Here is a 6,670-nt window from a genome sequence, read left to right as displayed (position 1 = left end):
CGAGGAGGCCCCAAAATGCGATCCCTCCCCCGAACCCTGATCGGCGTAGCGCCCCCCGCCATTGTGGCCGCCGCCGCGCCGGCAGCCGCCGGCGCAACAACCGCAACAACCGCGACTCCCGCCACCACCGCCTCGTCCACCTACCAGGACAGCTGGGGCGCCTACTACTCCAGCGACCACAAGGCCTCGGCAGAAGGCCACGTGACCGTGGAGAAGAAGGGCTACAAGTTCTGGTACTGGAAGACCTTCTTCGTCAAGAAGAAGATCTGCTTCTTCGACAAGAAGAAGCACGAGAAGGTCTGCAAGGAAGTCGTCAAGAAGGAGAAGAAGAGGGTGTGGGAGTGGCGCTACGACCACTTCTTCACCGTCGACAGCACGCTCACCAACTACAAGTGGTGGGGTGGCAAGAAGTGCGCGTGGGAGACCTTCAAGGTCGTCGACAAGCACGGCCACGCGTGGTTCAAGTCCTTCAAGAACTGCCACAAGCACCCGGTGCACTACTCGTTCTCCGGTAAGAACGCCGCTCACATCTACGTGGACGTGAGCAGGGGCAACCGGCACGAGCCGACCGGCTACCACTCCGGCTGGCAGGACGTGTACCACGCTTCCGCCATGTGATCGGACAGCAGTGATCAGATAGCACCTGGTTCGACAAGGAGCCGCGGTCCCCTCATCGGGACCGCGGCTCCGCCGTGTCCCAAGAGGCTGTGTCCCTGGATGCCGTGTCCCAAGAGATGGCGCCACCCACGCCTCGCCGAATATCGTTCGGGCATGCACCCGGGAGCGATAGCAGCCGTCACGCCCGACAAGCCCGCCGTCATCATGGCGGGCTCCGGCCAGGTCATCACCTACCGCCAGCTGGACGAGGAGTCGAACCGGCTGGCCCACCTGTTCCGCGCCGCCGGACTGCGGCAGGGCGATCACATCGCCTTCATGCTGGGCAACCACCCGCTCTTCCTGACCATCGCCTGGGCCGCCTACCGCTCGGGCCTGTACTTCACCGCGATCAGCTCGCGCCTGCAGACCGACGAGCTGGCCTACATCGTCAACAACTGCGAGGCGCGCGTCTTCATCTCCGAGCACGCGCTGGCCGAGGTCGCCACCTCCGTCACCGCCGTGACCCCCGGCGTCCAGCTGCGTCTCATGCTGGACGGCGCCGCCGAGGGCTTCCAGGCCTATGAGGAGGCGGTGGCCGGGCACCCGGTCACCCCGATCGCCGACGAGAGCCAGGGCTCGGACATGCTGTACTCGTCCGGCACCACCGGCCGGCCCAAGGGCATCAAGCCGGCCCTGCCCAACGCCCCGCTCACCGAGCCGAACATCCTGCTCAAGCTCATCGAGGGCCTGTTCGCGCCGACGGCCGACAGCGTCTACCTCTCGCCCGCGCCGCTGTACCACGCGGCGCCGCTGCGCTACAGCCTGACCTTCCAGCGGCTCGGCTCGACGGTCGTCGTCATGGAGCGCTTCGACCCCGAACGCTTCCTGGAGACGGTCGAACGGTACAAGGTGACGCACGCCCAGCTCGTCCCGACGATGTTCATCAAGATGCTCAAACTGCCCCCCGAGATCAGGAAAAAGTACGACCTGTCGTCCCTCGCGTGCGCCATCCACGCCGCCGCGCCCTGCCCGATCCCCGTCAAGCAGCAGATGATCGAGTGGTGGGGCCCGATCATCCACGAGTACTACGCCGGCACCGAGGGCAACGGCTTCCTCTACACCGGCTCCCAGGACTGGCTGGAGCACCCCGGCACGGTCGGCCGCTCACTGCTCGGCAGCGTGCACATCTGCGACGAGGACGGCAACGAGTTGCAGCCCGGCGAGCACGGCACCATCTACTTCGAGAGCCCGGCCCGCTTCGAGTACCACGGCGACCCCGACAAGACCCGCTCCGTCCAGGACCCGCAGGGCAGGGGCTGGACCACCCTCGGTGACATCGGCTACCTGGACGCCGACGGCTTCCTCTACCTGACCGACCGCCGCTCGTACATGATCATCTCCGGCGGGGTGAACATCTACCCGCAGGAGGCCGAGAACGTCCTGTGCCTGCACCCGAAGGTCGCCGACGTGGCCGTCTTCGGCGTCCCCGACGAGGAGATGGGCGAGCAGGTCAAGGCCGTGATCCAGCCGTCGTCGATGGCGGAGGCCGGACCGGCGCTGGAGGCCGAGCTGATCGAGTACTGCCGCGAACGCCTGGCCCACTACAAGTGCCCCAGGTCGGTGGACTTCCGGGAGGAGCTGCCGCGGCACCCCACGGGCAAGCTGTACAAGCGGTTGCTGAAGGACGAGTACTGGCCCACGAGCCCGGCCGGCTGAGCCCCTGACCCGGGACGAGTGGCGAGGCGGCGCCCGATTTGGTTGACTCGGACGGGCGCCGCCGCTCACCGGCAAAATTTCCGCCAGATTTTTTCTCGGATCCGGGGCGATCGGCCGGTCACTGAGCAGCGTCGATAAAGCTGCCGTTACCCTTCTCAGACTCCTCTGATCTTCGGCTTAACCTGCACTTACGCGCTCATTGGCAACCTTGTGTCATCGGGACTTGAGGAGATGACATGAACGCGAACGAGCCTCGCGAGCAGGGCACTGGCGGCTGGAGCCAGTTCGGTGCGCAGCCGCCCTCCGCCGGGGGCTTCCCCCGGCGAGACAGCGGCGCCCCGCACCAGCACCAGACGCAGAACGACACGATGATCCAGCCCCTGCCCCCGCAGCCGCGCAAGCCGGGCCTCGCCTTCGGCAGGAAGACGGTCGCCGGGCTGGCCCTGGCGGCCATGGCGGTGGGGGGCGGCGCCGTGGGGGCCGCCGCCGCCACGGCCTTCGCCCCGCAGGCCCAGGTCGTCTCCGCGCCGAGCCCGGTCTTCAAGCAGGCCTCCAGCCAGCTCACCGTCTCGGAGGTGGCGGCGAAGGTGCAGCCGTCGGTCGTCATGATCCAGGGCCAGTCCGGCGAGGGGTCGGGCGTCGTGCTCTCCGACGACGGGCTCATCCTCACCAACAACCACGTGGTCGTCGGCGCCGGGAGCGGCGGCCAGATGACGGTGAAGTTCAACGACGGCAAGACGGCCAAGGCGTCGGTCGTGGGCACCGACCCGAGTACCGACCTGGCGGTCATCAAGGCCGAGGACGTCTCGGGCCTGACCGCGGCCTCGCTCGGCGACAGCGACCAGCTCAAGGTCGGCGACTCCGTGCTGGCCGTCGGCAGCCCGCTCGGCCTCGACGGATCCGTCACGATGGGCATCGTCAGCGCGCTGAACCGGACGGTCACCGTCGGCGGCGAGCAGGATCAGCAGCAGATGCCGCCCGGCTGGGGCAGGCAGCAGAGCCAGGAGAGCGGCACGACCACGCTCGGCGACGCGATCCAGACCGACGCGGCCATCAACCCCGGCAACTCGGGCGGCGCGCTGGTGAACGCGGCCGGTCAGGTGATCGGCATCAACAGCGCGATCGCCACGAACGGCGGCAGCAGCGGCAACATCGGCGTCGGCTTCGCCATCCCGGTCAACACCGCCAAGCAGGTGTCCGACCAGCTCATCAGCACCGGCAAGGTGACCCACGCGTTCCTGGGCGTCAGCGTCACCGACGCCAGCGGCGACGTGCCCGGCGCGCTCGTCCGGCAGGTGACGCAGGACAGCCCCGCGGCCAAGGCGGGGCTGCAGGAGGGCGACATCATCACCAAGATCGGGAACACGGCGGTGGACGGCGGCGACACGGTTGTTGGCCAGGTCAGAGGTTTCAAAGTAGGCCAACAGGTTCAGATCACTTATATGAGGGACGGAAAGTCGAGTACTGTCACCGTCACCCTCCAAGAGAAGAAATAACCGGACCCCCTCACGGACGGGTGTGCCGTCGAGATCGCTGCGGACTCGGCGGCACACCCCCCCGTTTGCCCGGGACACCGGGTGAGGGGATGTCAGGAGAAGCGGCGTCCCTCGTCGCGCTTGTAGGCCCAGCCCGCCGCGAGCGCCGCGGCCACGGTCCAGACCCCGAGCATGATCAGCGCCACCGTGTTGGGCGTGCTCCCCGCGGTGACGGCCCAGAGCAGCTCGCCCGCCCCGCGCGCCGGCACGTACGGCGAGACCGCCTGGACGAAGCCCGGCATGATCTGCGGCGGCATGAACAGCCCGCCCAGGATCGCGACCGGGAAGAAGACGACCTGCGAGACCCCGATGGCGGCCTTGGACGGCAGCACGAAGCCGATGAACAGGCCGATCAGCATGAACGGCACCGACGCGCCGAGCAGCGCGAGCAGCCCGAGCAGCAGTTTCGGCGGCGTGATGGTCGCCTCGGTGAACAGGGCCGCGATCAGCAGCACCGGGATCGTCGCCACCAGCATCGTGATCATCGTGGTGATGATCCGCCCCGCGAAGCGCGGCAACGGCCCGGCGGGCAGCGTGCGCAGGTACGGGTTCCACGGCAGCTCGCGGTCCTGGGCGACGGTGATGCTCAGGCCCATGAGCGCGGCCGACATCGCGCCGATCAGCATCATCGAGCCGGTCGCCTGCGTGGCGGCCATGGGATCCTGGCCGGCGAACGGCACCACGAACGCCAGCATCGACGCCGCCGGGAAGAACGCGCTGGCCACCAGGCCGATCGGCACCCGGAGCTGCTCCAGCAACAGGTAGCGGGTGTGGGCGACGAGCAGGCTAGACATGCGCGGACTCCTTGGCGGTGATGGCGAGGAAGGCTTCCTCCAGCGTGGTCGGCCTGATCTCCAGGCCGGAGAACGGCGCGCCGCTCCGTACGAGCTCGACGACCAGCTGGTCGGGGTCGGTGGTGACCAGGTGGATCCGGCCGTCCTCACGCTCGGTGGCCAGGACGCCGGGCAGCTCGGGCAGGTGGTCGGCGTCCAGCGAGACGCGGCGCACGCCGACCATGTCGCGCACGGCGCGCACGGTGTCGTCGGCCAGCACCCGTCCGTGGCCGACGACCACGACGCGCTGCGCCAGGGCCTCGATCTCCTCGAGGTAGTGGCTGGTGAGCAGGACCGTGCCGCCGCGCTCGTGGAAGTCCTCGATGCCGTCCCACAGGGCCCGCCTGGCCTCCACGTCGAGGCCGGTGGTCGGCTCGTCGAGGAAGACCATGCGCGGGTTGCCGGCGAAGGCCAGCGCCACGCCCAGCCGCCGCTTCTGGCCGCCGGACAGGCCGCCGATCTGGCGCTTGACCAGGCCGTCCAGGCCGAAGCGCCCCAGCAGCTCCGTCTTGTCGGCCCGCTCCGGGAAGTGCGCGGAGACGAAGTCGACGATCTCGCCGACGCGCAGCGACTCCGGCAGCCCCGTCTCCTGCGGCGTCACGCCGATGCCCCGCCGCACGACCGGGTCCTGGGGGGAGCCGCCGAGCAGCTCGACCGTGCCGGAGGTCTGCCGGCGCAGGCCCACGAACAGGTTGATCAAGGTGGACTTGCCCGCGCCGTTGGGGCCGAGCAGGCCCACCAGCTCGCCCGCCCTGATGTCGAGGGAGACGTGGTCGAGAGCCAGCACGTCGCCGTAGCGGCGGGTGGCCTCGACCGTTCTGGCGAGGACGGTCATGAGGTGCCTCCAGCGTTGTCGAGCAGGGCGCGGATCGCCTTGGTGTAGTCGTCGAAGGCCGCCCTGCCGCGCTGGGTGAGCGCGACATAGGTGACCGGGGTGCGGCCCTTGTGGGTCTTGGTGATCTCCACGTAGCCGGCTTCCTCGAGCTTGCTCAGATGGACCGACAGGTTGCCGGCCGTCATGCCGAGCAGATCCTTGAGCGCGGGGAAGGCCATCTCGTTCCCGGCGCCCATCGTGTTGAGAGCGGCGACCACCCGCAATCTGGCCTGCGCGTGGATGACCGGGTCGAGCTCGGGCGGGGCGCTCACGGGTGCCGCCTCCACCACAGGCCGAGGACGATCTGGCCGCCGCCGAGCAGCACGGCGGCCAGCAGCGCGTGCCAGCCGGGGCCGAGCACCACGCCGACCGCGTCCACCGCGGCCACCGCGACGCCGAGGAAGAACATCCTCCAGTTCAGGAAGATCGCCCCGCCGGCCATGTAGAGGATCGCCACCACCAGCAGGGCGATGCCGGCCCACAGCAGCCCGCCCTCCGCCTCGGGCAGCATCGGGGCGAGCCGGATGCCGATCACCGTCATCACGGCCATCCCGGCGAACCAGCTGTAGCCGTACATGGTGCCCTTGGTGGAGATGTCACCCCGGACGCCGGAGGTCTGCTTGGTGATCCCGTACGCGGCGAAGGCGCCGGCGACCACCTGGGCGATCAGGTGGACGGCCAGGGCCTGCCACAGGGAGATCGGCGCGTACGGCCTGCCGTCGAGGCCGTAGTGCAGGAACAGCAGGCTGAAGCCGACCAGCCAGGCGGTGCCCCAGGGGACGTACAGGAGCACGGGGTCGCCGCGCAGGCGGGACACGGTGGCGGCCCGTTGCTCCTCGATGAGGCGCAGGGTCTCCTCGGGGCTCGGGATCCGGTCACCGTCGTCTGCCATCACAACTCCTCTTATCGTCAAACTGGTTTGTATCGTAAACCGCACTGCGTCGTAAACACAAGCGCCGTCACGGAACGACCCGCCGTACGGGGCTGGGGGAGGGGTGGTGCGCGAGGAAGGGGGCGCCGGGTCAGCGTTCGACGGCCAGGCGGACGCCGAGGCCGATGAACAGGCCGCCGGTCGCGACGTCCACGCGGCGGGGGGCGGGCTGGCGGGGGGGCGG

General features: G+C 69.2%; 7 protein-coding genes. 3 read left to right on the top strand and 4 right to left on the bottom strand.

Annotation, left to right across the window (positions count from 1 at the left end; all coding sequences use genetic code 11):
* The 3 genes from KME77_RS18800 to KME77_RS18790 all read left to right on the top strand — a co-directional run.
* Positions 1–618, top strand: a 618-nt coding sequence (locus tag KME77_RS18800; RefSeq protein WP_219469328.1) for a hypothetical protein, incomplete at its 5' end; no start/stop codon positions are given.
* A gap of 153 nt (positions 619–771) precedes the next feature.
* The gene (locus tag KME77_RS18795) at positions 772–2,313 is read left to right on the top strand and encodes an acyl-CoA synthetase (protein ID WP_219469325.1); all 1,542 of its coding nucleotides are present in this window, start codon (positions 772–774) and stop codon (positions 2,311–2,313) included.
* A 236-nt stretch (positions 2,314–2,549) separates the two neighbouring features.
* Positions 2,550–3,809 (top strand): S1C family serine protease, encoded by a 1,260-nt coding sequence (locus KME77_RS18790; RefSeq protein WP_219469321.1) that lies wholly within the window; start codon positions 2,550–2,552, stop codon positions 3,807–3,809.
* Between the two features lie 92 nt (positions 3,810–3,901).
* On the opposite strand, the gene KME77_RS18785 is transcribed toward KME77_RS18790, so the two are convergent.
* The 4 genes from KME77_RS18785 to KME77_RS18770 are packed head-to-tail and all read right to left on the bottom strand — an operon-like array spanning position 3,902 to position 6,447.
* Positions 3,902–4,642 carry an ABC transporter permease gene (locus KME77_RS18785; protein ID WP_219469319.1) on the bottom strand — a complete coding sequence of 247 codons (741 nt, stop codon included), beginning with the start codon at positions 4,640–4,642 and terminating at the stop codon, positions 3,902–3,904.
* On the bottom strand, positions 4,635–5,516 hold the full coding sequence (locus KME77_RS18780; protein ID WP_219469316.1) for an ABC transporter ATP-binding protein: 882 nt from the start codon (positions 5,514–5,516) through the stop codon (positions 4,635–4,637). The genes KME77_RS18785 and KME77_RS18780 overlap by 8 nt, the downstream gene beginning before the upstream one ends.
* Complete coding sequence (locus tag KME77_RS18775; RefSeq protein WP_308250764.1) at positions 5,513–5,827, bottom strand: winged helix-turn-helix domain-containing protein; 315 nt, start codon at positions 5,825–5,827, stop codon at positions 5,513–5,515. Before KME77_RS18775 ends, KME77_RS18780 begins: the two co-directional genes overlap by 4 nt.
* Complete coding sequence (locus KME77_RS18770) at positions 5,824–6,447, bottom strand: hypothetical protein (RefSeq protein WP_219469310.1); 624 nt, start codon at positions 6,445–6,447, stop codon at positions 5,824–5,826. Before KME77_RS18770 ends, KME77_RS18775 begins: the two co-directional genes overlap by 4 nt.
* Positions 6,448–6,670 lie beyond the last annotated feature (223 nt).

The organism is Nonomuraea rhizosphaerae (assembly GCF_019396405.1).
GTDB lineage: Bacteria > Actinomycetota > Actinomycetes > Streptosporangiales > Streptosporangiaceae > Nonomuraea > Nonomuraea rhizosphaerae.
This window is presented reverse-complemented; position numbering and strand designations above follow the sequence as displayed.

Excerpts from the sequence above, each read along its gene's own strand:
- KME77_RS18795 (WP_219469325.1), top strand. The coding sequence starts at position 772 with ATGCACCCGGGAGCGATAGCAGCCGTCACGCCCGACAAGCCCGCCGTC.
- KME77_RS18785 (WP_219469319.1), bottom strand. The coding sequence starts at position 4,642 with ATGTCTAGCCTGCTCGTCGCCCACACCCGCTACCTGTTGCTGGAGCAG.
- KME77_RS18770 (WP_219469310.1), bottom strand. The coding sequence starts at position 6,447 with ATGGCAGACGACGGTGACCGGATCCCGAGCCCCGAGGAGACCCTGCGC.
- KME77_RS18790 (WP_219469321.1), top strand. The coding sequence starts at position 2,550 with ATGAACGCGAACGAGCCTCGCGAGCAGGGCACTGGCGGCTGGAGCCAG.
- KME77_RS18780 (WP_219469316.1), bottom strand. The coding sequence starts at position 5,516 with ATGACCGTCCTCGCCAGAACGGTCGAGGCCACCCGCCGCTACGGCGAC.